Origin of the sequence: Morganella morganii (assembly GCF_019242955.1) — a bacterium.
GTDB classification, from domain to species: domain Bacteria; phylum Pseudomonadota; class Gammaproteobacteria; order Enterobacterales; family Enterobacteriaceae; genus Morganella; species Morganella sibonii.
In genome coordinates, this window is the sequence record NZ_CP066129.1 from 1,023,042 (window position 1) to 1,047,403 (window position 24,362).

A 24,362-nucleotide genomic window follows, 5' to 3' on the forward strand; every position below is an offset into this window, starting at 1 on the left:
CTTATTTTCCGGATGAGGAATTATAACAATCAGTAATTTCACATTTAAATGCGTATAATACCCGGTATCGGATTACGGGATTCACCCGGCATCTGTTCTGATAACCAGATCGAAATGAATCAACGGGAGCAACGCTGTGAAAAAACTCACCATCAAAGATATTGCTGCTATCTGTAATGTCGGCAAGTCCACTGTCTCCCGTGTGATTAATAACGAACAGAATGTCAATGAAGAAACCCGTCGTAAAATACTGGCGGTAATTGAACAGAATAACTTTACGCCATCAAAATCAGCACGGGCGATGCGGGGGTTAACAGGCCGGACATTCGGGATTATTGTCACCCGGCTTGATTCTTATTCTGAGAACCAGGCAATCCGCGCGATGCTGCCTGTGTTATATAAAAATAATATTGACCCTATTATTCTGGAAAGCCAGTTTGATCCTGAAAAGGTTGATGAGCATTTGTCCATGCTGGAAAGACGGAAGGTAGATGGTGTTATTCTGTTTGCTTTTACCGGGCTGGATAAAGAACAATTAGTCTCCTGGCAACAGAATATCGTTGTTATTGCCCGTTCTTTCGAAGGCTATACCTGTGTCTGTAATGATGATACCGGAACAGTTAATCATTTAATGGATTATCTGTACAAAGAGAAGAACTTTACAGCTGTCAGCTATATTGGCGTTAATGAACAGGATGAAACAACCGGATTATTACGCCATCAGACTTATAAGCATTATTGCGATAAATATAAGATAACAGCGGACTCAGCATTGGGAGAATTAAACTACGAAAGCGGATATCTGCTTGCGGAAAATATCGTACTGAAACGTCCTCAGGCCATATTATGCGCGACAGAATCACTGGCGTTTGGTGTTAAAAAATATCTCGTTCATCATCAGATTAATACTATTTTTGTTGCCTGTATCGGGCGAAATGACTTATTAACCTTCCTTTTTCCTGATGTGAAAACATGTCGCCTGGGTATTCGTGAAACCGGTCAGACATCAGTCAACTTATTGATTGATATGGTTAATGGCAACTTTTCACCAAAAACACACCTGATCCCATCACCTTCATTTACCTATTGATTTTATTGAGTTAAATAAACTTTAGTGTGACGTTCGTCCCGTAATGGGATCGTTCCCATTGAGTCATTTCCATACTGAACGTATTTTAAAACACAGACGTTTTATACGGGGATGGGGATATGGAATTTAATGTTCACAGTGATGAACTGGATAAGATCATCAAATTTACCGGCGGAAAGGAGAATATCAGTACAGTTTCTCACTGTCTGACACGCTTACGCTTTGTTTTAAATGATCCTGAACTGGCTGATATTGAATCTATTAAGCAAATCCCCGGGGTTAAGGGATGTTTTAATAATGCAGGTCAGTTTCAGATCATTATCGGTATGAATGTTGGTGACTATTACCGGGGTCTGATTGAAAAACTCAATATATCTGAATCAGATAAAGAAAAAACAAAAGTCGCTGCCAGGAAAAATATGAAGTTCTGGGAACGACTGATTGCCAATCTGGCGGAAATCTTTGTTCCGCTGCTGCCGGCGTTGATTTGTGGTGGCTTATTACTGGGATTGAGAAATGTCATCGGTGAAATGCCTGTCCGGGATGATAAACCACTGACGGAGTATTATTCCTGGCTTAAGCCAATATATGATTTCCTGTGGTTACCGTGTGAGGCTATATTCCATTTCCTGCCGGTGGCTATCTGCTGGTCAGCAACCAAAAAAATGGGCGGCTCTCCGATTCTGGGTATTGTGCTGGGTATTACATTAGTATCGCCTCAGCTGATGAATGCTTATGGCATCGGCAGTCAAACACCGGATGTCTGGGATTTCGGCTTATTTGCCATCCAGAAAGTGGGTTATCAGGCTCAGGTGATACCATCTATTCTGGCGGGTTTATTCCTCGGCTGGTTTGAAGTGAAATTACGCCGCCGTATCCCTGAATATTTAACCCTGGTGGTCGTACCTATCATCAGTATTCTGGTTTCTGTCGTGGTGGCTCATGCCATTCTGGGGCCGTTCGGACGTGCTGCCGGTAATCTTATTTCGGATGGCGTCCGTTATTTAATGCTGGGTGATTTTGCGTTACTCGGCTCGATGATATTTGGTTTTTTCTATTCGCCTCTGGTAATCACCGGATTGCACCACACTACATTGGCTATTGATATGCAGCTGACACAAAGCATCGGCGGAACACCTATCTGGCCTATCATCGCATTATCGAATATTGCCCAGGCCTCTGCGGTTGTCGGCATCATTATTATGAGCCGCAAAAAGGATGAACGGGAAATAACGATTCCGGCGGCGATATCTGCCTATCTGGGGGTGACTGAACCGGCGATGTACGGCGTGAACCTGCGTTACCGTTTCCCGATGCTGTGCGCCATGATTGGTGCCGCACTGGCGGGGTTAATTTGCGGTTTTGCCCATGTGTTATCCAATGGTATCGGTGTCGGTGGTATTCCGGGAATCTTGTCTATTCAGCCTGCTTTCTGGGGTATTTACCTTGTTGCCATGATAGTCGCCATTGTTGTTCCAATCTTATTAACAATGATGATGTATCGTTATCAGCAGCGCAAAGGCACCCTGGTAACTTCTCTGTAAATTAATAAAGTGAATTTAATATGTGTTATCTGACTGTGTCTGTAAAAGAAAGTGGTGCTGATATTTTTTCCGGCAGCGATAAATATGATTATGCATTCCGCTGGAGTGACATATCCGTTAAAGCATGTCTGGATATTTTAACGGAGATCAGCCGGGATTTTCCCGGTATTAAAGGTGGTGTCATTACGGGAGAGCGGATACCGGATTATCCTTCATTCTGTGCTGAACTGGCCGGGCATGTCATTATTGATCTGGAAAAATCATTTTCCGAAATCTTTAATGCCCCTTTTGTTGCACAGCAGGGAAAGGCTGTATTCACAGAAGATAAACTGGCGCAGGTATTAAAAGAAAAATATGAGCAGCTCTGCTGGAATATTGATTATTCCGGGTTCACTGCGGGTAAAGACGAATATGCGGCTGAATCATTATTAACCACGGCAAACGGATATTTAGGTGTGCGTGGTACATTGCCGGATATGCAGGCGGGTGATGCAACCTATCCCGCAACCTATCTGGCCGGTTGTTATAACCAGGCTGAGTCAGATATTGCCGGAAAGACGGTATCCAATGAGGATTTCGTTAATGTTCCTGACGCCCGCTCTGTCCGGATAAAGATCGGTGACGGTGAATGGCTGTCACCGGAAAATTGCCGTAATAAAATGCTGTACCGGAACCTGTGTTTAAAAAACGGCATTCTGGATCAGACCTGGATTGCGGAGGATTCCCGCAAACATCTTATTCAGATTAACAGCCGGATGCTGGCGGATATGTCCTGTCCGGAGCGGTTTGCGGTTGAATACAGCTTCACCCCCCTGAATTTTGATGCTGAGATTACGGTTGTTACCTGTATTGACGGTACGACCCGTAATTATGGTGTGGAACGTTACCGGAGCCTGACGTCACACCACTACCGGGTATTATCCCGCGGGGCAGAAGGCAGCTATGCGCAATTAAATGCACGGACACTGCAATCCGGTATCGGTATCGGCGTGACCACAAAAATACGTGGTAATTTTTTTACTGACAGTGATATTCAGATAAAAGAAAACACCGGTAAAGTGCAGCAGTTTATTTCCTGCCATGCACAGAAAGGCAAAACATACCGTCTTGAGAAAAGTATTAATATCCGTCTCTCTTCTGTTTTTCCGGATAGCTGGGCGGATGCGGATAAAACAACACTGGCTGATTTTTCCGTTCAGGCTGAAGCCTCCGGACAGGCATGGAAAAATTTATGGGATAAAGCGGATATTGTCATTGACGGTGATTTAATGGCGCAGAAGTTATTGCGTTTACATATTTGTCATCTGTTGTCATCGTGCTCACCTTACAGTAACGGAAAATATAAACTCGATGTGTCGGTAACGGCCCGCGGATTACACGGAGAGGCATACCGGGGGCATATTTTCTGGGATGAAATCTTTATTCTGCCTTTCTATATCATGCATTTTCCGCAGACGGCCCGTCAGCTGCTGATGTACCGCTATAACCGTTTACCGGCGGCGCGGAAAATTGCACAGGACAGCGGCTGTCAGGGGGCAATGTATCCGTGGCAGTCCGGTCTGGATGGCAGTGAGCAGACACAATCCGTCCACCTGAATCCGCTGAACGGCCACTGGGACCCGGATTACAGCCACCTCCAGCGTCATGTTTCTCTGGCCGTTGCGTATAACATCTGGCTGTACTGGAAAACGACCGGTGACGCGGAATTTATGCGGTTGTATGGCATGGAAATGCTGACAGACATTGCCCGCTTCTGGCTGAGTAAAGCCGAATATAATGAATCAACCGGGCGTTATTCTGTCAGCGGTGTGATGGGGCCGGATGAATTTCATGAGCATATCAGCGGCAGCAGCGCCGCCGGGCTTAAAGATAATGCGTATACCAATTTAATGATCTCCTGGTTATTTTCCGTTCTGACTGAATTGTCTCCGGAATTTAATACCACTGAGGAGGATACTGCATTTATCCGGAAAATCAGCCACACAGGTAAATGTTTATCGCTGGTGATTGAAGATGATGTGATTGCGCAGTTTGGCGGGTATTTTTCCCTGAAAGAGATCGACTGGGAATATTATCAGAATAAATACGGAAATATTTACCGGATGGACAGAATACTGCGTGCTGAAGGTAAAAGTGCCGATGACTATAAGGTGGCCAAACAGGCTGATGCGTTAATGATATTCAATAATTTCTCCCGTGATGATGTTACCGGAATATTGAATAATATGGGCTATCACTTAGATCGTGATTATGCACAGACAAATCTTCATTATTATTTAAAACGGACTTCTCATGGTTCAACATTATCCAGAGTCGTGCATGCCCAATTGGCCTGCAATACCGGATTACATGATTTATCGCGGGAATTATATCAGCAGGCGTTGCGGTCTGATTATGGCGATATTCAGGGCGGAACCACCGCAGAAGGTATTCATACCGGGGTGATGGCCGCAACTATCAATACAGCAGTGATGTCCTATGCAGGTGTGGATATCAGGGGTGATCATTTATCCGTTTCACCGTCATTACCGGCTGAATGGAATCGTATCAGTTTTAATTTGCAGCATCGTGGTGTTCATTACTGCTTTTTGATCTCACAGAAATCGGTATCAGTCACCGCCGACCAAACGGTCTTTATCGATATTCATAATGAAAAACATCAGATTACAGCAGGTATGCCGTTTTCATATACTTATGTGAAGGAATACACATCATGAAATCAGGATTTTTATTTGATTTGGACGGCGTGATTGTTGATACGGCAAAATATCATTATATCGCCTGGCGATATATTGCCAACAAAGCGGGTTTTGATATCAGTGATGAGTTTAATGAAAAACTCAAAGGTATCAGCCGGATGGAGTCATTAGAAAAAATATTAGATTATGGTCATCAGTCTGATATGTACAGCCATGAAGAAAAGATATTACTGGCGGATGAAAAAAATGAGTATTATGTGAAGCTACTCGGGGAGTTATCTGAAAAGGATATTCTTCCCGGTGTTAAGGATTTTATTATCCGGGCAAACAAGCTTAATATACCGTGTGCGGTTGCTTCTGCATCCCGCAATGCACCGTTTATTTTAAAAAAATTAAATATTGATAATTATTTTAACGCTATTGTCGACCCTGCACTATTGAGTAAGGGAAAACCGGATCCTGAAATATTTCTGAAAGCTGCATTATCTGTTGATGTTCTTCCGCAGGATGCCATCGGCTTTGAGGATGCGGAATCAGGTATTACCGCACTGAACAGAGCGGGTATTTTCTCAGTCGGTGTAACAGCAGATCGTTCACTGTTAACCGGTGCTGATCTTATTATTTCTTCATTTGAAGAAATTACACCTGAATCTGTATTAAAAATAAAACAATAATTAAATTACCGATAATAATATTTCTGATAAAGGCACAGCATATTCGTATGCTGCTGCCATCCGATCTTTGTGAACAGAGGTAGATATAATGAAGTTAACTCAATTAGCATTGCTGACAGGATTTGCTATTTCTTTTTCTGCCGGTGCTGAAACATCATTAAGTGATATTGAGGCACGTCTGAACAGTCTTGAAAAAAGAGCGTCTGAAGCTGAAGCAAGAGCAGTGGCAGCAGAAAAAAAAAGCAGAACGTCTGGAAAATTTAATGGCCCGGAATACGGCTCCGGCAGGAAATACCGGCCGGGAGAATACATCCGGTTTCAGTAATATTGTCAGCGCCGATAATGAAAAAGGAACACTGAAATTATACGGTGATGTGGAGTTTAATATTGATGCAGCCAGCCGCAAAGGGCAGATTACATCTATGCAGACTCAGGCCGGACGCGGAGCGGATGATTTCGGTGATAAAGAACGCTGGGATATTAACGGGCGGATCTTAATCGGTCTTGACGGACAACGGAAACTGGATAACGGCAATTATGCCGGTTTCAGTGTTCAGCCGTTAGCCAATATGTCCGGAAATATCGGGCTTGATGATGCTGTATTCTATTTTGGTAAAGAAAATAAATGGAAATATAAAATCGGCCGTTATGAGGCTTATGATATGTTCCCGCTGAATCAGGATACATTTGTCGAACATTCGGGTAACAGCGCCAATGATCTCTATGCTGACGGATTCGGCTATATCTATATGATGAAAGAAGGGCGCGGACGGAGTAACAGCGGCGGTGCTATGAACCTCAGCAGTAATTATGATAACTGGTATTTTGAGGTGAATACACTGGTTGAGGATGGCAGCCGCGTCTTTAAAGATCAGGAATACCATGGCCGTAAATTACAGAACAAAAAGAATGTGATTTATGTCCGTCCGGTAGTGGCATGGAATTATGATAACGTGACGATTGCGGGGGCGGTGGATGCTAACGTGATCAGCAATGCTTACGGCTTTAATAATGCGGACGGAAAGTTTGAGGATCAGTCGCGCCGTACCGGTTATGGCCTGACGATGAAATGGGATACACTGAAAGATGATCCGGAAAATGGCATGGTCGTTAACGTCAGTACTGCGTATCTGGATGCGAAGAATGAAAATGACTTCTCTGCCGGAACTAACGTGTTATGGCGTAAGTTCCAGCTGGGGTATATATATGCTCATAATGATATTAAATCCTACCAGGTTGTAAACTCAGCTGATGACAGCAAATATGATATTTTATATCCGGGAAAATATAATATTCACACGGTGTTTATGTCGTATGAATTACCGGATATATTGGGAATGGATAACTTTAAAACGTACCTCGGTGCATACTACTCTCATATTAACGGGAAGGATGATATGACGATCGTTGACAGTAAAGATAACGACCGTTACGGCGCCCGTATCCGTTTTAAATATTTATTCTGATTGTTTATTATCACAGTAAAAAATACCGGGAAAATCCCGGTATTTTTGTGTCCGGATTATATCTTCGGCATTTTATCAAACATGCTTTTCATCTCTTCCGGGAAGCCGGCGGAGAGTGTTGACCGCAAATCTTTCATGGCCGTGTCGAAGTCTTTCGGCCGTTCTGCCTGCTGCATTTTCTGATGTGCATCCAGATTATCCTGAAGGCCGTCAAACATTTTTCCCATTTCCTTCATCATCTGGTCACAGGATTGATTGACGTTTTTCAGAATGGAACGGGAGGCATCCGAACCGGACATCTTCATATTTTTAACCCCGTCCATAAAGGGTTTCTGTAATTCTGAAGCAGAATCATTTCCTGATTCAGTACTGAATTTCAGTACTGACTGTACATTTTTCGGATCTAACATAATGACTGTCCTTTTCGTTTATCAGATATTACCCGGGCAGGAAAATTGTTTTAATGCCCGTGACCACAACGGATAATCCTTCATTGTTGAATTGAGCTCGACAATAAAGAATCCTTTCACCTGACCCATTGCCATAGTGAGCTGGCGGCTGTTGCTGCTCAGTTGTGCCGGGTTACCGGCGTCATACATCCGGAAGAGTGCCCACGGACCGTCAAAGCTGACCGTTTCCACCTGTCCGTCCTGTGTTTTGAATGTCAGACGCGTATAAATGCCGCCTTTGGGGCCCGGCCAGTTAATTTTGACCGGCTCCTGATAGCCGTGGCTGTAGCGGATTATCTGTCCGTCAATATCCAGCACAGCTTCAAGAACTGAAGGGGATAATGAGATCGGGCGGATAATCATGGACATTGACATCGAACCTGACGGATCAAAGAAGGAATCCCGGATACGGGCGGCATTTTCAAATGATGCCACCGTTCTGGCGGACACCACGCCGCGGCTGCCGGGGTGGATCTGCCATGGGGTCGCACCGGTATTCACATAGGACGCCAGGTTTTCATCAAAGAAACTCTGGATGGCCCCGCCGCGCCCGAACATCCGTGTGAAATCACCGATCCCGACTTCTTCCCGTGCGCCCCGGTTAAACGGATAGCGGCCGCTGATCGTGGTCCGGCAGGAATCAGAAGCAATGGATGATGCACCGCGGCTGAGGTTTTCTTTGCTCTTTTGCAGGCTCTGTTTTTCGCCTGTTGAAAGCAGATCCATCATGACACTGCGTACCGGTTCCGGCTGGCGCAGCATATCATCGCGTAACCGGTTGATTTCACCGTTCTGCGGCAGGATCTGACCAGCCCGCAGTGAGGCGGAGAGGGTGGCCAGTTTGTTGTAAACCTGATCAAAAGCCGAGAACAGCGGATCATTGGCGCCGGCTGTTTCGGCCTGACGCAGACGGTGCAGCGCTTCAAACCGGGCTTCCAGGCTTTTCTCCGGCGTGCTTCCGGCCGCGCGATCATTACTGACCCCGTCCAGCAGTGACCGGCGGGTCTGAGTCAGTTTGTTTTCCTGGCGGGCAAACCATCCGGTGGCATCCTGCTGATTTTCGCGGCTCAGTGTGGTTTCATCGATAGCAAACTGAACCAGACCGGTCAGCGGCGAAGACGGCTCGGTAAACTGACGGGCGAGTTGCGCCGCATCATCGAGGTCACTGATTGGCCGGACACGGATATCTTTCAGGAAACTGTCCCACTGATTGGCATATTCAGACAGGTAGGCTTTCAGCGCTTCATTGGATAATGTCTGAATCGCTTCCTGTGTACCGATATCACCGCGCTTTTCAGTGTTATCACTGAGTACCCAGTTTTCTTCGCTTATCATATCCGTGGCCGCATCCTGTAACTGCGGCAGGAAGACATCCCGGTAACCTGCTTTGGTGTAAAAACCGGAAACGGCGGTATCTGTCACGGTATTGGTGCTCTTGCGGCGCAGCATCAGCGACACGCTGGGACCTGCGGCATCTGCCAGCGAGATATTCTGAATACCGGCAGGCAGCGGTTTGTCTTTGATACGGTTAACCACCCGCAGATGGATCGGGGTTTTCATGGCATTGACACGGGCAATACGTACCAGCTCTGCATTCATTTTAGCCACCGGTGCCGTGGAGGAGGTGTCACTGAATAACTCATGCAGATGATAGCGGAACAGACGGCGATCGTTTTCGGTATAGCCCTGGACCGCGTAGTTTTCCCAGCGGATCATAAACCAGTTTTCCAGCGCCTCCGGCTCCCGGTATGAGGGATAAACCATCATCAGATAGACCTTGAGGGTGTCGTAGGCATCGGTATTACCGCTGAACGCACTCTGTTTCAGTTCGTTGGCGATATAATTTTCCACAGCAGGCCAGAAAATCTTGTAGAGATGACGGCGGTATGTCTTTTCCATCGCACTGCTCAGCAGTTTGTGCTCGAAATACGGTGTCAGCAGCGGCGGTGAACTTTCCAGAAACTGCGTGTTGATATAACCGAGCTGTTCATAAGCGGCGATCAGGTCATCATTAAACTGGCTGGTCACCGGAATATCGCGGACGATCCGCTTGGTTTCCTCAAAGCGGGCGCTGGCATAGGCGATAAAATCCGATTCCCAGAAATAGCGGGAGGAGAGCAGCATCACCGCAGCCAGCAGACCGGCGGTTACTGCGAAATAGCGGGCGGCGGAAAACAGCTTGTTACGCAGCGGACGGTAGCGGGCACTGTGCAGCACGCCCCGCTCGGTGATGGCCTGAGTCAGCGCCGGGAGGTACATTCCGCCGGACTGACGCTCATCAAACAGTCCGTCCGCCTCTGCGTTATACAGGCTCTCGCGGGCTATCAGCGGAATGGTACTGCCCATCCACAGCTGCCGCAGGCATCCGGTGTAGCCGGTGGCCGAGGCCGGAAAAATCTGTTCAAGGAAGGAAAACAGCGGCTTTTGCAGTGCGCCGAGCGATTCAATAAACAGCAGCAGCTGGTGGCGTAATCCGTCATCCGGCACATTGTGCAGGGTTTCAAGAATATAGTTGCTGACCCGGATCTGAAACTGGTGATAGGTATTTTCATCATGAATGAAATTATTACGGTGATCGTCAGTACATTGCAGTTTGATCCCCAGACCGCCTGCGAGCAGGTCGTCATCGGCGATGTTCAGAAATGCCTCACCGCCGGGCAGATGGTCAATATTATTCAGCAGAAGATAGACCGGAATATCAGACTGAAAAAGAGCGGCCATTTCGAGGATGCGGATACGCAGTGTATCTGCCAGTGATTTCCGCTCAGTCAGCGGGGCATACAGCAGTGTGCCGACATCCGCACACAAAATAATCCCGTCGATGCCGGGATAGCGGCGGTGTTTACGGATAAGGGCGTACAATTTCTGACGCGCATTTCCGGCGTCATCACTCTGTCCGTGCATCTGCACCCATTCCCCGGCGGTATCAATATACACAGCCCGCTCTGTCAGCCACCAGTTACAATCCACTGTCGGACCGACATCGGTTGTGCGGGATAATCCGTACTGCTCGGAAAGCAGGAACTGTTCGCCGCTGTCATAAATCACAGAGGTTTTGCCGCATCCGGCAGGCCCCATCACCACAAACCAGGGTTTGTTGTTGATATATTCACGGCTGAGATGGATTTTCATCCGCTCACTGCGGGTTTTTTTACCCGCCAGCGCAATAAATTGCAGCGTCCGGATGGCATCGGTAAAACGGGCAGTCACCCGGTCAAGCTGGATAATCTTCTTTTTCGGTTTCGGCAGCGGGGTGCGGAGAAACCGGAACAGACGGCTGAACAGGAAAGCCACAAACGGCCATAACGCCCAGAAAAGAATAATACCGATAATGATCTGGCGTACCAGCACCCGCGCGAGCGGGTAGAAGTTGCCGATGGCAATCATCGGTCCGACCCACCAGATGATGTAGCTGAGAATCAATGCGATGATAAGGATAATAAATCGTCTGATCATAATACGTCCTTGTATACCGTTACTTCATCCAGGCCGGGAGCACAGGCGGTTCCGCTGAAGTGTTGTTATCATAATTACCTGCCGACGGTGCAGGGGTGCTGTTCAGCACCGCCGGAACATCACCGTCCTGATAGCCCTGCATGGCCTGTTCCGCATCGCGTTTGCCGATTTTCCATAAGATATCAACGCGGCGGTTACGTTTGCGGCCTTCATCTGTGGTGTTATCGGCGATTGGATCGCTTTCACCCCGGCCTGTCGCGGTAATTTCGCGGTTATGGGTCTGATTAATCATGGTATTGGTCCGCAGAATATCGGCGACAACCACGGCGCGGGCTTCCGACAGCTTCAGGTTGTTATTGGCGGAGGTTTTGCGGAACGGGGTGGCATCGGTATGACCGATAACTTCCAGGTCCCCCGGCCACGGCGCAAGGGCGGCACCCAGACGTTCGATGTTGCGTTTGCTGAGGAAATCTTCCGTCAGTTCGGATTTACCGGTCAGGAACGCACCGTCAGAGGTGAAGATCAGCAGCCAGCCGCGCGGATCTTTACGGACTTCCAGCCAGCCCTCGCTTAATATTTGTGTCAGCGGGTTCGGCAGGGTTTCCATGATATTAATTTTGCGCGGCTCCGGCGGAACCCACGCCAGAATATCATTACGGATCTGACGTGCCTGCTCATGAAGATACCAGGCGGAAATACCGTAGGCGATAACGGCCAGGATAAGCCCGGTGATAAGGATACGTAATGCGGTGATAAACCGGCGTTTCGGCGGCTTAACTTTCTCCGCCCTGACATCGGATAAGAACAGGGTGGTATTCTGTGAATAGAGCAGGCCGCTGAGGTGATTGCGCAGATCCATCAGTAATACCGCTCCGCGTTCCAGCATCCGGTATTTTCCCTCAAATCCCATGGACAGGATCAGATAATAGAACTCAAGCACATCACGGTTGTCCTGCGGATTGCTGATGTATTCTTTCAGATGCTCAAAGCAGTTCTCACCGCCCCAGGCATCTTTATGAAATTCCACCAGCAGACTCAGCCCCGTCATCTCCTCTTTCACCATGTCGGTAAAAAGACCGTCTGCATAGGTGCAGATAAGATAAGAGAGGTGATCGATCTCCTCCGGCGGAAAACCCTGTTTACGCAGATCTTTGCGGAAAAACTCCAGTTTTCTGACAATCTGCAGGCGGGCACAGACAAAATCGGTCTCTGGTTCATTACGGAACCACTCAATCTGCAACAGCAGCGGCATCGCGGCGGAAACATACGGGTTATGCCAGAGACCGAACAGTGACGTGTTTTGTCCGGTCGTGCGGGAACTCTGCTGATGCTCCCGCTGCTGTGAGGGGCGCATCGGCGGAAGCGGGTTATGTTTTCCCTGCGTCCGGTTCACAGATGATACCGGCGGATCTTCATTAGCCGCCGTGAATTCCGGCTGGTCGTCATCCTGAGGCTGCGCGTTGCCCATCCCCCGCATCCCGGCCGGAATGATGCCGCCGATGGAGGCGGCAGTGCTTTTGGCCTGCCATATCGGGTTAGTTAATGAGTGCTCGGCCTGTTTCACTCCTGTACGGGCCGCCGATATGGCACTCCTGATCTGGCGTTCGAATTCATTCATCCTACTCTCCCCTGGCGTAAGCCCCATGCCTCAAAACGTAATCCCGGGAAATCACCGACAATACTCAGTGCCGCGGCACTGCCGGCCAGCATATCTCTGTACATCGGATCCGCATTATCCACCTCAAAGTAAACACTGTTCGGGTAATACGGGATGTGGCGCGGCGGTGATGACATCGGAGTGATGCGCACGCCCGGCAATTGCAAATCGATGAGCTGGACAATTTTTTCCACCGGCGCCAGTTTTGTCTGGGCAGGGAAATGACTTCTCATGGTATCGCCCGGCAACTCCGCACTGACGATAAAGATCAGTTTTTCCAGACGTAACTGCGGATCATTCTGGTACAGATAGATATTGTCGCCGCGCTCGATAAACGGCAGGGCGATGGCCGGTGCCTCAATCACCAGTGACAGGGCACGGCGCAGTGCGGCAAACAGCCTGAAATAGGCATCCTGCGGCTCATTGTGTGAATAATGGAAATCCTGGTGCAGCGACGTATTCTCTTTGCCCGGAATGATGCTCAGGCGGCCGAGCAGACCCAGCAGCGTGAAAAACATCCGTTCAGGATGAACCTGAGGCAGTGACAGCAGATGAGCAAGACGCAGATGGTATTCACTCAGTGTCTGTAACAGCAAAAGTTCCAGTAATTCAGTCAGCCCGCCGGTGGTCAGCGGAACATCCGGACGGTAAACACTCTCCAGCCGCTGTACCATCAGACCGAGCAGTTCGGTAACGGCACTTTTCAGCCAGCCGCAGGCGCGGAAATCCAGCATCGGCGGCAGGAATTTATCATCCAGTATCAGGCGGCCGTCGCGGGTTTTTTCGGTGATCCGGGCTACAGGCAGCAGGGATTCCGCATCGCTGATTGCACTCCGGATATTCAGCCGGGTACAGAGATCCCCGAGCTGGAGTGTGGCCATCTGCGGTGTGCCCTCTGAGGCCAGACCGGCGTTGCGGTCACGGACATCGGCGTTAATCACACTGAAGCGGCTCTGTCCTTTGCTTTGTGACAGATCGATAAAGGTATTCCCCGGCATATCCATCAGGACAGAGAGACAAATAATGTGTCCCTGACAGTCCGGTCCCGGATCAAACGGCACCGGCAGCGGGTTGTCACTGCCGAGATCAAACGGGGTGCCGTCAGGAAAAACGCCGCGGGCACGGGTCAGGGCGATTTTTCCCTGATCGAGTAATCCGGTGTCGAGATGTATCTGACGGAAACCCCAGGCCAGAGCATCTGTGCTGCGGATACGCATATCCGTGTAATGTTCGAAATACCGCTCCTGCTGCTGAAAATGCTGAGGTTCCATCAGCATTCCTTCAACCCAGGCAACACGCTGTTTTAACAACATAATTATGTCCTCAGTTCCGTCCTCAAGCGTGGTGTCAGGGCTTATCTGAAACAGGTACTTTCATCTGTGTCAGACTGCGCTCCCTGACCACGACAACAACATTTGAATTTTTATTAACTTCCGTATTGATCAGAACAGTATTTTTATTTTTCCCGGGATTTGAAACTCCGCGGCCACAAGCAGCCAGCGTGTTGCTTCCCGCGGGATCGCAAAGGAATACCGGCGGGATTCACCGGGGGTTAAAATATGCTGCATCTGACGGATCATGACCGGGTCCGGTGCAGCTTCATCGCAGGGGGCGTTCCGGTAGAGACCGGGCGGCTGCCAGTCATCCCTGCTGATTTCAAAGACACAAATCCGGACAGGCAGTGTGTTACCTGCTCTGTCGGTGTTAACCCGGGCCGCCGCATCAATCCGCAGATTGACGGTTCTGTCCGCGGGCAGCGGTTCCGGCGTGTCCGGCCAAATCAGACTGCAACTGCTGAGAAGTGCAATACCCGGCACTGTCAGCAGGCAGCGCAGCCATCTGCGGTAATCAGGCATTGATAAAATACTTCGTCTGGCTCGGCGCAATCTGGGTGCCGGGCGCGTTGCAGTTATTCGTCATACTCGTATCGCCCAGCCGGGTCGCCGGGCAGCCCTGAATAAAATATTTGCCTGAGCCCTGAACGGGCATCATCTGCGCTGAGTTTGCTCCGGTGGCACCGATAACAATGCCGGTGGAAATGGTTGATGCCCGTATCGACATCAGATTCTGCTCGTTACCGCCGCAGCAGAAATAATTGAAGACATTGGGTATACCTGTGGCGTTCGGGGCGATATTAGGTCCCGGGATCGGGATCATCGGCTCGCATCCGGAGAAACTGATACCGCCTGCCCGTGTGTTTGCTGCTGTCATGTGGTCACCCCATATGTACCTGGCCGCCATCAATACGAAGGACGGCACGTGATGTGATAGCGCCGATTTCATTGTCCAGAACCATGCTTTTTTCGGCATGCTGGGCAATGTGACCGGCTTCGGTGGCATCAAGGTTTTCAACCTTTTTGTGGGCATTTTCCGCACTGATAAACAGAGAACCGGCAATCTGCCGCAGTGTTTGTGCGACCCACTTTGAGGTGTGTGATACCAGGGAAAAGCGGGAGGTTTTCATTGTGATGCTCTCTGATGCTTCCAGCGCCAGTGACGGTGCACGGATATGCAGAGGCGTATCCTGCGTGCCGAGTATCAGCGGTGCGGTGGCGGCATGCCGTTCCAGAACGGACAGCACATAGGCACAGTCTCCCTGTACCATGGCGCAGACCAGATCGCCTTTCTCCGGGGCGATCAGGCACCCGGCTGCGGTAGTCACGGCGGAATACGGATGTGACTGCAACAGCAGCTCTCCGTTTTCGCCGGCAATAAGCCGTGTTGCGGCGATAACCGGAGTTTCCGGGGCGGAAAAAAGCGGTCTGCCGGATAAGACCGGTGTATCAGTATGATGTATTGTGTCAAACATAACGGCTGGCTCCTGGGGTTAAACGGGGGGATCCGGTGTCATCTTTCAGGCCGGGCTGATGCCGGGCGTACCATAAATCAACGGATGTCAGCAGCGGTTCATCCGCTTTCTGCCCGCGGTCAGTCAGACCGGTTTCCGCACCGTGCAGGCGTACTTTCTGTACGGCCGCGCTGTGCAGCGGAGTTTGTTTCAGCTGACAGAAACGCATATCGGTGCGGGTTAATTTCGTATCATCCAGAATGCAGTGAGTGAGCACGGCCCGTACCAGAACGGCTGAAATCAGTTGTGCGCCGCTCAGGTCACACTGATACAGTTCAGTATCAGTAAACTGGGCGCAGGTCAGTTGTGTGCCGGTCAGTGTGCAGTCGTGCAGTGATCCTTCATTAAACTGTGCATAGTGCAGATTACTGCCGTCGAGGCGGCACTGTTCCAGCCGGGATTTGGCGAACCCGGCGGAGGTGAGATTCAGTTTCCGCAGGTCAGTCCGTGTCAGCAGGCAGTTCTGCCAGACCAGGATGTCGCATTCATTGCCGGTAAACTGACAATCGGTCAGTTTGCTGTTACCGGAAACCAGGCGGGTAATCTGCGCTCCGGTACAGCGGAATTGTGTCAGAGTGCAGCCGAACCAGTTGCTGTCCTGCACGAGGCCGCCTTCCGTATGCCAGTTGTTTATCTCACAGTCATTCGCCGACCAGTAACTCAGGGAAACCTCTTTCCAGACACTCTCACTGACCTTACCGCCGGAAATCATGCAGCGTTCCGCGAGGCATTTTCCGGCATTCAGTGACTGTATGGTGGTCTGCTGCAAAGAGACACTGAGCAGGCCGCACTCTGTCAGTGTGATAGTGTCTATCTCACACTCAATAAAAGTGCAGGAATTTAACAGGCTTTTACTCAGTGACACGGCAGCGAATTTACAGCGCAGAAAACAGAGCTGATGCGCCTGAACATTCTCCGTGCTGAGATGATCAAAGCGGCAGTCTGTAAAATGCAGATGTGTCATGGTGTCATCTTTCAGCTGCAGCTGACTGAAATGCTTATCGCGGATCAGTTTCACAGCCTGCAAATCCATAATCTGTTTTGCGGTTTCGTTCATTCAGATCTCCTGTCAGGCGGTGAGCCGGAAGCGGCGCGGTAACAGATGTGCGCCGTCCATCAGGCATAAATCAAAGTGAGTGCCGGAATTGCCGTTCATCATGGCCAGGTTTGCCCCGGCGAAATTACACTGCCGGAAAGTACTGTCACGGAGATCGGCGTTATAGAGCATGGCCTGCTGAAGACTGCTTTTGGTCAGTGAGGCATGGATCATTACTGCATCTTTCAGGCGTATTCCGGCCATATCACAGTGACTGAAAACCGCGCCGGTCAGGTTGCTGTCGTCGGCGCAGGTTTCGATCAGCTCACATCCGGAAAAGCGGCAGTGATTTAATCCGGCACTGTTGAAACCGGTTTTGTTCAGATGGCAGCCGGTAAAGCTGCTGCCGGAAAAATCGGTGTACTGACCGGATGTCACACTCTCCAGTGTGGTGTCAGTAAATGTACATGTTTTCCAGTTTCCGCCGATCAGTGAGCTTTTTGTCAGACTGCACCCGGTAAACTGTACGCCGTCAGCCTCTGTTTTATCGGCGATCAGGGATGTCAGCGTGCTCTGCCGGAAACCGGAATGTGTCAGTCCGGACCGGGACAGCATCACGCCGCTGATATCACACTCTGTGAATCCGCTGCGGATGATCTGTGTGTCATTGATCAGACATTTCGCCCAGGTGCAGCGGGTGAATACCCCTTTTTCCAGCAGGCAGTCATCCAGCGTGAGGTTTTCCCAGCGTGTGCCGGTAAATGTACTTCCGCTCAGATTACTGAGCTGAAAGCGGCCGCCGGTCAGTTGTGAATCTGTTATCACCGCCCCGGTAAACAGACATGATGTAAACCGGCAGTGTTCAAAGTGGCATTGCGCCAGCTGTGATTCACTGAAATCACACTGATTAAAATGGCAGTGTTTAAAGGTTTTTCCCTGTAATGTTGTGTTGGCAAAGGAGAGTGAGATAAAGTCCCGGTGTTCGGTTACCGCCCCGCAATCCGGTGCCGGCTGTACTGTTTTCCGGCGCAGCGTATCACTGACCGGCACGGCAGCGTTCTGCTCCGGCGGCGGGGCGAAGTATTGTTGCTGATTCTCTTCATGCAGTGCGATTGCTTTTTCCACGTCCCGGTAAAACGTATCGGTATCCTGCTTTGTCAGCGGGCGGGCATTGTAGCGCAGAGAATCCGGGTGTTCCGCCATATCGCGGATCACATTGAAATGACTGTTTTCCGGCATCAGTTCCCGGTCGCGGAGAAATTCAAAATTGGCGGTATCGGTCCGGCTGCGGCGCTGATACACATCCTGATAATGCGTCAGCGGTCGTTCCGCCCCATCGGTGTCCAGCGCGGCCAGCAGTGTGACAGCCGGGGTGGCAAACAGGTGGGGCAGCGGAATACTGCCGGTGAAAATCGTCAGACAAAGGTCATCATCCGGCAGCAGCCACAGGGTCTTTTTCTCCAGGATTATCTCTTCTGCGGTTGCCGCATCTTTACCGATCGCAAATGCTCTGGCACGGACAGCAGGGAATGTACCGGAAATCACCGCGTTATCCGGCCTGAAGCCGTGCAGTTCAAACGGTACATGGCGCGGCCACTGAGAGGCGGAAAGCTGCTGCTGCGGCGGTGCCATCTGAAAATAACGATAGTCAATGGCCGGCGGCAGCCCGGGAAACCAGCTTTCCATATACTGTTTGTCGGTCATCACGTGAGCGACGGCATCAATGTGTCTGCGGCGGACATGAAAATCCGGCGGCACCGGTGAAGGTGCGGCCAGGTTGATATAAGGGTCTGCGGCTCCGTCGGCGCGGGCCTCTCTCAGCACCGGGCGTGTACCGCTGCGGGCGTTTTTGCCCAGCGGGTTTTCTTTGCAGTCGCTGCCGCCCGGCGCTTCGGTGTGATCCATCGCAACCCGGGTAAACGGCTCCCCCTCAAGACGCCAGGCCCGGCTGAGTGAGCCGACCCGGACGGCAACATCCAGTGCCGTGAGTGTCTGCCCGGTTCCGGCATGACCGGCAAGGATATATTCGGCATGCGGTTTCGGCTCAGCGGTGTCCAACATCCGAAAGGAAAGGGGGGCAGACTTCCATGCCTGCCAAATCTGTGCTTCAGTGACAAAGTGATCAGGGGCGGATAAATAACTGCCCGCGATCACACTGATACCGGACCGGCATTCCCTGCCAATCTGGTAGCTGTTTCTGAGTACAGCAAGTTGCTGAGGACGAATAATACGCATCATGCTTCCTTTTAATTTTTGCTCTGCATACCGACCGTTTTCAGGTCAATCCCGGTATCGGAGTAACTGGCGCCGGTATAGCTGAAAGAAAATCCGGTGACGGACATACTGGAGCCTTTTGCTGAAATATCACTGCCGGTGGTACTGACGGAGCTGCCGGTGGCAGAGACATCACTGCCTTTCACTCCGACACTGCTTCCTGTCGCGGATACGGAAGAGCCGACTGCAGTTACACTGCTTCCGGTGACACTGGTGCTGCTGCCGGTGGTGCTGACACTGACACCGGTGACACTGGTACTGCTGCCGGTGGTACTGACACTGACACCGGTGCTTGAGGTGCTGCTGCCGGTGGTACTGACACTGGTGCCGGTATGGGAAAGGCTTGAGCCGGTGGCACTGTAGCTTTGACCGGTTTTGGAGGCGGAACAGCCGGTCATACTGGTGCTGAAGCCGGTGAGGCTGTGTGAGCTGCCGGTCATGGAACTGCTGGTACCGGTAAACGAGGTACTGCTTCCGGTCCGGGAATTACTGACGCCGGTTGAGGAGTCACTGCTGCCGGTGAATGATGTGGATTGCCCGGTAAACGACGTGCTGATTCCGGTAAAGGAAGTACTCACTCCGGTAAAGGAGGTGCTGACACCGGTGAGTCCGATGCTGGCGCCGGTCATACTGATACTCAGACCGGTCAGGCTGATATTGGTACCGGTGGCACTGAAATTAAATCCGGTAAATGAGAAATTAACGTCCTTATAGGAGACATGATTTTTAAACCAGTCTGTCGCCGTGCGTTTTACCACTTCATAGCGATCCTGGCCGGTGGTGGCAGCAGAGTTACGCTCAACGGTGTGCTGCATATCACGCTCGGCATGGATCATCACCCGCTCATTGTAGCGTTTGTCATCAAAGGTGATCTGGCTGGCGTGTTGCGGCATACCGTGGCGCAGCGAACGGGAGACCAGGCCGGAATAGTTGATATGCTCCGGTAACTGATACGGCGGCGGGTTTTCGCCGTTATAGACAATCCCGGTCACCATCGGTCTGTCCAGATCGCCGTCAATATAGGTTACCAGCACTTCCTGGCCGACACGGGGCATCGCCAGGACACCCCAGCCTTTACCGGCCCAGGCCTGGATCACCCGGATCCAGCAGGAGCTGTCCTCTTCCGTGGTTTTGTAACGATCCCAGTGGAAATGCACGCGGATACGGGCATATTTATCGGTATGAACCTCGGAGTCCGGTGCACCGACCACTGTCGCGCTCTGAATCCCCGGAATTTGCGGGCGGGGTGTCCGGCAGAGCGGACGGTAAACCTCATCGTCGTTCAGTGCGCGGAAACGACAGGAAACCCGCCGTCCGGTGCTGCTGCTGTCCGGGCCGTCCTGGATAAACGTATAATCACAGCCGAGCACTTTAAATCCACGGTTGCGGGTTGAATCCGGGTGCTGATTCAGTTCAAAAGTATGTCCCGGTTTCAGCCCGGTGGCATTGCTTTCGCCCTGCAGGATCTGGTTTTCACAGCGGAATGCCTCCAGGCGTTTGCGGGCAATCACTTCGCCCTGCTGCACGTCATCGTAACCGGCGGCATAGTCATACCATTCCAGCGGAATACCCTGTAAATGAGGACGTTTCTCTTCCGCCTGAGTCTGGAGGGAGTGGCGCGGCTTAAGGAAGTCGAAATCACGCAATACCACCTCACTGGCGTGGATACGGCGGTTGCGGCGGATGCGCTGGATACCTTCACGGATAGCGCGGTGCTCTTCACTGTCCGGCAGGAAGCTCAGAGAATCATAGCCGTCACTCAGCGGTTTGAACTGCTGGTGGTCGGTGATCACCATGACATCCCGGTTATCACTGTGGTCGATGTAATACCAAAGCCCGGCATCTTCCATCAGGCGGCTGACAAAACTGAAATCGCTTTCACCGAACTGGACGCAATACTCTTTATCCGGATAGGTTCCCTCCGTTTCAATGCGGTAATCCGCCACACTGTAACGGGTAAATATCTCCTCGATAATAGTGAGTACGTTGCGGTGCTGGAAGATACGGCAGTTGCGGTTCTGCATCAGAAACCATAACCAGCTGCGCAGTTCCAGCTGATAAACATACTGATCCTGATGCTGCCCCTCATCACCCCCCGCGACCACGCGGGCAGTGAAGGTGCGGCGGCTCTGATCCGGCTGTTCAACAGAGATAAGAGTTTTTTCACCGAGCAGTTCCCCGATATCCAGATCAGGATCCGGGACCTGAAACGTCAGGCGGTAAACCGGATCCTGCGAAAGATGTTCCTGCGCGGTAAAGCTGAGCGGGAAAGCATCGATCCCGTTGAGCTTTTCATTATCAATTTCAATCAGGGGCATAACACTCATCCTTTCATTGCATATCGGGTTAATTGCATCAGGCTGCGGTTGTATACAGGGACTGAATCCGGATTGTGCCGTCCGGTTTCAGCCAGCCGCTGCGGCCCAGTTTTCCGCTGCCGGTGTGACCGGCCATATCAGGGGATGTCCGGATCAGCAGCTTCACATCCAGTACACGGCGGTGTGCGACAAAATCGTTGCAGACCGCCACCAGCACTTTCAGACGTTCACTGCCGCGCTGGAACAGGTGATATTGCTGACTGCCCACCGGGCCTATCTGTACAGACAGGCTGTGTTCGACATCAAAAAAACGTTTTCCGGCGCGGGTTTTGCCGAGGCGTCCCATCCGCTGGCTGGCGGCATTCTGCGGATCATCAATCCACATACCCTGCCTGGCCTGAACAGTGACGGGAACGGCAAAATAGTGTGTCAGCAGTGACTGTAAGTTTTTCAGGATACTGCGCCCGGGCAGATAGCAGCCGGGAAACGCCTGCCGGAGCCGGTGAACATGCTCACCGGCAGAGAGCTGCGGTGAAATGCCGGTCACCTGGTTCATCCGCTGCTGAAATGCATTTTTATTGTTTTTGTCATGTCCGGCCGCGACATGCAGCTGAGTCTGTGCCCGGTAGGAAAACAGCGCCAGACGCTGACTGAGCAGCGATGAAAAGTCCTGAAAAGCATGGCTGCGGCGCGCCAGTAATTCGGTACGGGCATGCTCGGTAATGTGAATCGGCAGCGGACCGTAAGGGGCGAACATCCCGAAATGGCGGCACCAGACAGTAATTTCCGCGGCATTGGTGACCGGATTGGCAGACTGGCGGATATCGGCTACCTCACGCGGGGCAAATCCGGTATCGGCGGTCTGGATTATCCGCAGTCGGGCGGGGCTGCTTCCGCGCACCACGCCGTTTGCCGCGAGATCCGGGCTGACCCGCTCAATGCGGCGCAATACTTCGGCGAAATCCTGTCTGGCACTGAGCCCGTTGATACGGAGCGGTGTTTTATCTGCCATCAATCGGCTCCCATTGTGCAAGTGGTTCACTATCAACATTCAGCTGCATCCTCAGCGTCTGCCCCAGTTCGCAATACTCCGCGAGAGCATGATGAAGAATGCGGGCAAACAGCCATGCACCGCGGTCACTGTGATGATTACCCCGCAAATCGATTGTGATTTCAGCGCCCCGGCTCCAGGCCAGCGGGCCGGGCAGCGGGTTACATTCAAAGCGGTGTGCAATAACGGCGTGCCGCAGACTGTCGATCCGGCGCTGCTGACGGCTGTCATCCGGCGGACAGAACAGGGAAAGCCATTCTCTGAGCAGCTGGCTGTTATCCTGAAAATCCGGCAGGGCGTAGCGCAGCGGGTTGACAGAGAGTAACTGGAGCACTTTCCACGCCTGTGTGCTGCACGGTACGCCCTGCGGGCGGGACGGTGTGCGCAGGATTTCGACCGGACCTACCGGCAGCGCGGTGTCCGGACGGAAGACCGGCTGCTGCAGACGGGAAGGATCAAGATGACGATCACATACCAGTGCTTCAATGCTCAGGGAACGGACACTGTCCGGCGAAAAATTATCGGGACCGGCGGAGAGCGAGATAAACAGGCTGTCTTTCGGCATGGCCGGTGCACTGTCATATTTGTCTTCTGTCACACGGCGGACACGGCGCAGGCTGTAACCGGCGGAAACCGGCGGCTCGTCAAAGCGGGCATAGCCGTGCAGCGGGGAGAAGGGCACATAGCCTTTATCCGCCAGCAGGCCGTCCACCTGTAACAGATGATGGATTTCATACAGACCGGGGTTGAGTTTATCGACAATAACCGGATATTCGGTATGCTCGCCGTTGACCAGCACCGGGCTGCACCGGCGGCGCGATAAATTAATCACCGGGGTGGAAAACAGACGGAAATCATCCTTGCTGACATTACCGGTTAACTTAACCGGCGTTTTATTCAGCACAAAAATCATATTGAATTCCGTGCATTTGTCGCCCGCCTGTAAAAACGGCATCAGGCCGTGCAGTTCAATACTGAAAAAGCGGGACGGGGCGGCAAAGTATTCCCGCAGCAGGCGGCTGCCCGGCAATTCCCCGCTGACCGCCGGTAACAGAGCATCTTCCGCCTGTAACCCGGCCTGGCGGATATTTCCCGGCTCCAGCAGATGCATCTGCGGTGCGTTATTATCCTGTCTGCACCACAGGATCACTCTCAGCGTATCACTCTGAATAGCGGTCAGCAGTTGGTTGGCATGCACGATATCGCCTGCAAATGTCAGTGTCATCGGCGAAAAATTCAGTTCAGATAATGACACTACCCCCTGTGTGTTCATGGTCAGGGAGATATGTGCTCTGCCATCCTGCATGCATTGCAGCACGGACTGCGGAAGTTGTGCTGACGGGGTGGTGGCACATTCGGCATGTGCAATCACCAGCGGCTGAATATTCAGATCACGGCCGGTGGTAAAGGTCGCATTTCGGTGGCCGGGAGCGGTATCGTGAAGCGTCAGTTTACTGCCCCGCGGCAGTGTGACATCCGAATGCCACTGCGGGGACGTCAGATCCGGTTCCACCGCGACAGTGGCGATGGAGGGCAGCGGGGTAAACCAGTAAGGCGCGAGGCGGTTTATCATCTGAATAGCCACTTCCGGCTGTTCATTATTGAGCCGCTCATGCACACGCGCGCTGAGAAAAGCGGTACCTTCCAGCAGGCGTTCAACGAAAGGATCGAGAACGCCGTCCGGCATCATGCCGAGATGCTGCGCCACCTGGGGATTGGCTTTGGCGAACAGCAGCCCTTCCTCCCGCAGGAAACGCAATTCCTCGTTGTACAATGTCAGAAAACGGTCACTCAGCATAA

Annotated in this window: 16 protein-coding genes and 1 pseudogene; 5 read left to right on the forward strand and 12 right to left on the reverse strand. The window is 51.4% G+C overall.

The genetic code is table 11. The annotated features are described in order from the left end of the window. The first annotated feature begins 136 nt into the window (after positions 1–136). The 5 genes and pseudogenes from treR to JC793_RS04615 all read left to right on the forward strand — a co-directional run bounded on the left by treR (position 137) and on the right by JC793_RS04615 (position 7,473). On the forward strand, positions 137–1,090 hold the full coding sequence (gene treR / locus JC793_RS04590; protein WP_247717321.1) for a trehalose operon repressor TreR: 954 nt from the start codon (positions 137–139) through the stop codon (positions 1,088–1,090). A gap of 119 nt (positions 1,091–1,209) precedes the next feature. Continuing rightward, positions 1,210–2,634: a PTS trehalose transporter subunit IIBC gene (gene treB / locus JC793_RS04595; RefSeq protein ID WP_218427627.1), complete on the forward strand. Its 1,425-nt coding sequence runs from the start codon at positions 1,210–1,212 to the stop codon at positions 2,632–2,634. A gap of 20 nt (positions 2,635–2,654) precedes the next feature. Further along, on the forward strand, positions 2,655–5,351 hold the full coding sequence (locus JC793_RS04600; protein WP_218427629.1) for a glycoside hydrolase family 65 protein: 2,697 nt from the start codon (positions 2,655–2,657) through the stop codon (positions 5,349–5,351). Continuing rightward, entirely contained in the window at positions 5,348–6,007 is a 660-nt protein-coding gene (gene pgmB, locus JC793_RS04605; protein ID WP_218427631.1) for a beta-phosphoglucomutase, read from the forward strand. Before JC793_RS04600 ends, pgmB begins: the two co-directional genes overlap by 4 nt. A gap of 88 nt (positions 6,008–6,095) precedes the next feature. Further along, positions 6,096–7,473: pseudogene (locus JC793_RS04615) on the forward strand (carbohydrate porin). A gap of 56 nt (positions 7,474–7,529) precedes the next feature. Here the strand turns inward: JC793_RS04615 and JC793_RS04620 are convergent. From JC793_RS04620 to tssF, 12 genes are all read right to left on the reverse strand, one after another. Then, entirely contained in the window at positions 7,530–7,883 is a 354-nt protein-coding gene (locus JC793_RS04620) for a DUF6277 family protein (protein ID WP_046893631.1), read from the reverse strand. Positions 7,884–7,904: 21 nt separating this feature from the next. Further along, positions 7,905–11,378, reverse strand: coding sequence for a type VI secretion system membrane subunit TssM (gene tssM / locus JC793_RS04625; protein ID WP_218427634.1), 3,474 nt, complete (start codon positions 11,376–11,378; stop codon positions 7,905–7,907). Between the two features lie 19 nt (positions 11,379–11,397). Continuing rightward, complete coding sequence (gene icmH / locus JC793_RS04630) at positions 11,398–12,996, reverse strand: type IVB secretion system protein IcmH/DotU (RefSeq protein WP_218427635.1); 1,599 nt, start codon at positions 12,994–12,996, stop codon at positions 11,398–11,400. Beyond that, positions 12,993–14,348: a type VI secretion system baseplate subunit TssK gene (gene tssK / locus JC793_RS04635; protein ID WP_107680407.1), complete on the reverse strand. Its 1,356-nt coding sequence runs from the start codon at positions 14,346–14,348 to the stop codon at positions 12,993–12,995. The genes icmH and tssK overlap by 4 nt, the downstream gene beginning before the upstream one ends. A gap of 129 nt (positions 14,349–14,477) precedes the next feature. After that, positions 14,478–14,891 (reverse strand): type VI secretion system lipoprotein TssJ, encoded by a 414-nt coding sequence (tssJ, locus tag JC793_RS04640; protein WP_218427637.1) that lies wholly within the window; start codon positions 14,889–14,891, stop codon positions 14,478–14,480. After that, the gene (locus JC793_RS04645; protein ID WP_046893634.1) at positions 14,884–15,246 is read right to left on the reverse strand and encodes a PAAR-like domain-containing protein; all 363 of its coding nucleotides are present in this window, start codon (positions 15,244–15,246) and stop codon (positions 14,884–14,886) included. The genes tssJ and JC793_RS04645 overlap by 8 nt, the downstream gene beginning before the upstream one ends. Before the next feature lie 4 nt (positions 15,247–15,250). Next, entirely contained in the window at positions 15,251–15,844 is a 594-nt protein-coding gene (locus tag JC793_RS04650) for a DUF3540 domain-containing protein (RefSeq protein ID WP_218427639.1), read from the reverse strand. Then, positions 15,837–16,940, reverse strand: a complete 1,104-nt coding sequence (locus JC793_RS04655) for a pentapeptide repeat-containing protein (protein ID WP_218427640.1) — start codon at positions 16,938–16,940, stop codon at positions 15,837–15,839. The genes JC793_RS04650 and JC793_RS04655 overlap by 8 nt, the downstream gene beginning before the upstream one ends. Before the next feature lie 12 nt (positions 16,941–16,952). Further along, positions 16,953–19,157: a DUF2169 family type VI secretion system accessory protein gene (locus JC793_RS04660; protein ID WP_218427642.1), complete on the reverse strand. Its 2,205-nt coding sequence runs from the start codon at positions 19,155–19,157 to the stop codon at positions 16,953–16,955. An 8-nt stretch (positions 19,158–19,165) separates the two neighbouring features. Beyond that, on the reverse strand, positions 19,166–21,511 hold the full coding sequence (gene vgrG / locus JC793_RS04665) for a type VI secretion system tip protein VgrG (protein WP_166707195.1): 2,346 nt from the start codon (positions 21,509–21,511) through the stop codon (positions 19,166–19,168). A gap of 37 nt (positions 21,512–21,548) precedes the next feature. Continuing rightward, positions 21,549–22,523 carry a type VI secretion system baseplate subunit TssG gene (gene tssG, locus JC793_RS04670; protein ID WP_052926273.1) on the reverse strand — a complete coding sequence of 325 codons (975 nt, stop codon included), beginning with the start codon at positions 22,521–22,523 and terminating at the stop codon, positions 21,549–21,551. Then, positions 22,513–24,360 (reverse strand): type VI secretion system baseplate subunit TssF, encoded by a 1,848-nt coding sequence (tssF, locus tag JC793_RS04675; protein WP_218427644.1) that lies wholly within the window; start codon positions 24,358–24,360, stop codon positions 22,513–22,515. Before tssF ends, tssG begins: the two co-directional genes overlap by 11 nt. Positions 24,361–24,362 lie beyond the last annotated feature (2 nt).

What these genes read in the sequence shown, in the direction of transcription:
- treB (WP_218427627.1), top strand. Translation starts at nt 1,210, where the DNA reads ATGGAATTTAATGTTCACAGTGATGAACTGGATAAGATCATCAAATTT.
- JC793_RS04600 (WP_218427629.1), top strand. Translation starts at nt 2,655, where the DNA reads ATGTGTTATCTGACTGTGTCTGTAAAAGAAAGTGGTGCTGATATTTTT.
- pgmB (WP_218427631.1), top strand. Translation starts at nt 5,348, where the DNA reads ATGAAATCAGGATTTTTATTTGATTTGGACGGCGTGATTGTTGATACG.
- JC793_RS04620 (WP_046893631.1), bottom strand. Translation starts at nt 7,883, where the DNA reads ATGTTAGATCCGAAAAATGTACAGTCAGTACTGAAATTCAGTACTGAA.
- tssM (WP_218427634.1), bottom strand. Translation starts at nt 11,378, where the DNA reads ATGATCAGACGATTTATTATCCTTATCATCGCATTGATTCTCAGCTAC.
- icmH (WP_218427635.1), bottom strand. Translation starts at nt 12,996, where the DNA reads ATGAATGAATTCGAACGCCAGATCAGGAGTGCCATATCGGCGGCCCGT.
- tssK (WP_107680407.1), bottom strand. Translation starts at nt 14,348, where the DNA reads ATGTTGTTAAAACAGCGTGTTGCCTGGGTTGAAGGAATGCTGATGGAA.
- tssJ (WP_218427637.1), bottom strand. Translation starts at nt 14,891, where the DNA reads ATGCCTGATTACCGCAGATGGCTGCGCTGCCTGCTGACAGTGCCGGGT.
- JC793_RS04645 (WP_046893634.1), bottom strand. Translation starts at nt 15,246, where the DNA reads ATGACAGCAGCAAACACACGGGCAGGCGGTATCAGTTTCTCCGGATGC.
- JC793_RS04650 (WP_218427639.1), bottom strand. Translation starts at nt 15,844, where the DNA reads ATGTTTGACACAATACATCATACTGATACACCGGTCTTATCCGGCAGA.
- JC793_RS04655 (WP_218427640.1), bottom strand. Translation starts at nt 16,940, where the DNA reads ATGAACGAAACCGCAAAACAGATTATGGATTTGCAGGCTGTGAAACTG.
- JC793_RS04660 (WP_218427642.1), bottom strand. Translation starts at nt 19,157, where the DNA reads ATGATGCGTATTATTCGTCCTCAGCAACTTGCTGTACTCAGAAACAGC.
- vgrG (WP_166707195.1), bottom strand. Translation starts at nt 21,511, where the DNA reads ATGCCCCTGATTGAAATTGATAATGAAAAGCTCAACGGGATCGATGCT.
- tssG (WP_052926273.1), bottom strand. Translation starts at nt 22,523, where the DNA reads ATGGCAGATAAAACACCGCTCCGTATCAACGGGCTCAGTGCCAGACAG.
- tssF (WP_218427644.1), bottom strand. Translation starts at nt 24,360, where the DNA reads ATGCTGAGTGACCGTTTTCTGACATTGTACAACGAGGAATTGCGTTTC.